This is a genomic window from Micromonospora sp. BL1 (assembly GCF_003667485.1).
GTDB classification, from domain to species: Bacteria; Actinomycetota; Actinomycetes; order Mycobacteriales; family Micromonosporaceae; genus Micromonospora; species Micromonospora tulbaghiae.
Map to the genome: position 1 here is coordinate 1 of NZ_RCVK01000059.1, position 1,920 is coordinate 1,920.

2 protein-coding genes are annotated in these 1,920 nt (G+C 76.0%); both read left to right on the top strand.

The window, feature by feature from the left end; all coding sequences use genetic code 11:
• Positions 1 to 131 precede the first annotated feature (131 nt).
• Positions 132 to 1,124, top strand: coding sequence for an iron chelate uptake ABC transporter family permease subunit (locus EAD96_RS00310; protein WP_233585311.1), 993 nt, complete (start codon positions 132 to 134; stop codon positions 1,122 to 1,124).
• Positions 1,121 to 1,920 (top strand): ABC transporter ATP-binding protein (locus EAD96_RS00315; protein WP_147457809.1); only part of this gene is annotated, 800 nt, incomplete at its 3' end. The genes EAD96_RS00310 and EAD96_RS00315, both read left to right, overlap by 4 nt.

Genomic DNA, 1,920 nt, shown 5'->3' on the forward strand with positions numbered 1-1,920 from the left:
CCCCCCACACCCGCGATCTTGCACTCGCCGCCCCGGCCGAAGGGGCATTCCGGGCACCCGGAGGGCCCGAAGTGCAAGATCAACGACGTGGGACGCGGCGGCGCGGGCGTGGGGTGCTCACGGTCGGGACGGTGGTGGTGCCGTTCCGGTGGCGGCCGGTCGTGGTGGCGTTCGTGCTTGTCGTGCTGCTGTGCGCTGCGGTGGTGATCAGCCTGTCGCTGGGTACGCCGTACGTCGCCCCCGTCGACGTGGTGCGGTCGCTCTCCGGCGCGGGCACCCCGTACGACCTCGTGGTGCGCGATTTGCGACTGCCTCGCGCGGTCCTCGCGGCGGTGGCCGGCGCGGCCTTCGGCGTGGCCGGCACACTGATCCAGAGCGTCGCCCGCAACCCCCTCGCCAGTCCCGACGTCATCGGCGTCACCCAGGGCGCCGGGCTGGCCGCGACGATCGCGCTGACCAGCGGCGCGGCGGCGGTGCTGGTGGCGCCGGCGGCGCTGCTCGGCGGCCTGGCCGCCGCGGTGGTGGTGTTCGCGCTCGGCGCCCGGCACGGCCTCGCCGCCCAGCGGTTCGTGCTGGCCGGCGTGGCGGTGGCGTTCGCGTTCCGGGCGCTGATCGAGGTGGTCATGCTGACCGCCGACCCGATCGACGGGCTGCGCGCCCAGATCTGGCTGATCGGCACGCTCGCCGGCAAGGGGTGGAGCGAGGCGGCCTGGATCGCCGGCACGCTCGCCGTCCTGCTGCCGGTGCTGCTCTGGGCCGGGTGGGCGCTGCGCAGCAGCACGCTCGACGACGACACCGCACGCGGGATCGGCCTGCGGCCGGTGGCCCGGCGGATCGGCCTGGCCGGGACGGGTGTGCTGGCCGCCGCCATGGTCACCGCCCAGGTCGGCGCCGTCGACTTCGTCGCGCTGGTGGCCCCGCAGGTGGCCCGCCGGCTGGTCCGCGCCGAGCGTCCGCCGCTGCTGTGCGCCGCGCTGCTGGGCGCGTTGCTGCTGGTCCTCGCCGACCTGGGCGCCCGCCGGCTGCTGGCGCCCACCCAACTGCCGGCCGGCGTACTGACCGCCGCGATCGGCGGGCCGTACCTGATCTTCGTGCTGCTCCGCACCCGAGGGAGGCGGTCGTGACCGCGCTGCTGTCCACCCGCGACCTGGTCGTCGGCTACGAGGGCCGCACCGTGCTGGACGGACTGGACCTCGACCTGCCGGCCGACACGTTCACCGTGATCGTCGGCCCGAACGCCTGCGGCAAGTCGACGCTGCTGCGCACGATGGCCCGGCTGCTCACGCCGCGGCGCGGCGCGGTGCTGCTCGACGGCGCGGCGATCCGGGACCTGCCCACCCGGGACGTGGCCCGGCGGCTCGGCGTCCTGCCGCAGAGCCCGCTGGTGCCCGAGGGGATCACCGTGGCCGACCTGGTCGGGCGCGGGCGCCAGCCCTACCAGCGGTGGTGGCGGCAGTGGTCGGCCGAGGACGGACGGGCGGTCGACGAGGCCATGCGGCTGGCCGACGTCGGCGCGCTCGCCGACCGCGCGGTGGACACGCTCTCCGGCGGGCAGCGCCAGCGGGTGTGGATCGCCATGACGCTGGCGCAGGACACCGACGCGCTGCTGCTGGACGAGCCGACCACGTTCCTCGACCTGGCCCACCAGGTCGAGGTGCTGGACCTGCTGCACCGGCTGCGCGCCGAACGCGGCCGCACGGTGGTGGCCGTGCTGCACGACCTCAACCAGGCGGCCCGGTACGCCGGCCACCTGATCGCCATGCGCGACGGCGCTGTGGTGGCCGCCGGCAAGCCGCGCGAGATCCTCACCGCGGACCTGGTCCGCGACGTGTTCGGGCTCGACTGCGTGGTGGTGCCCTGCCCGGTCAGCGGCGCCCCGCTCGTGGTGCCCGCCCTCACCCAGACCGGGTCCACCCGGAC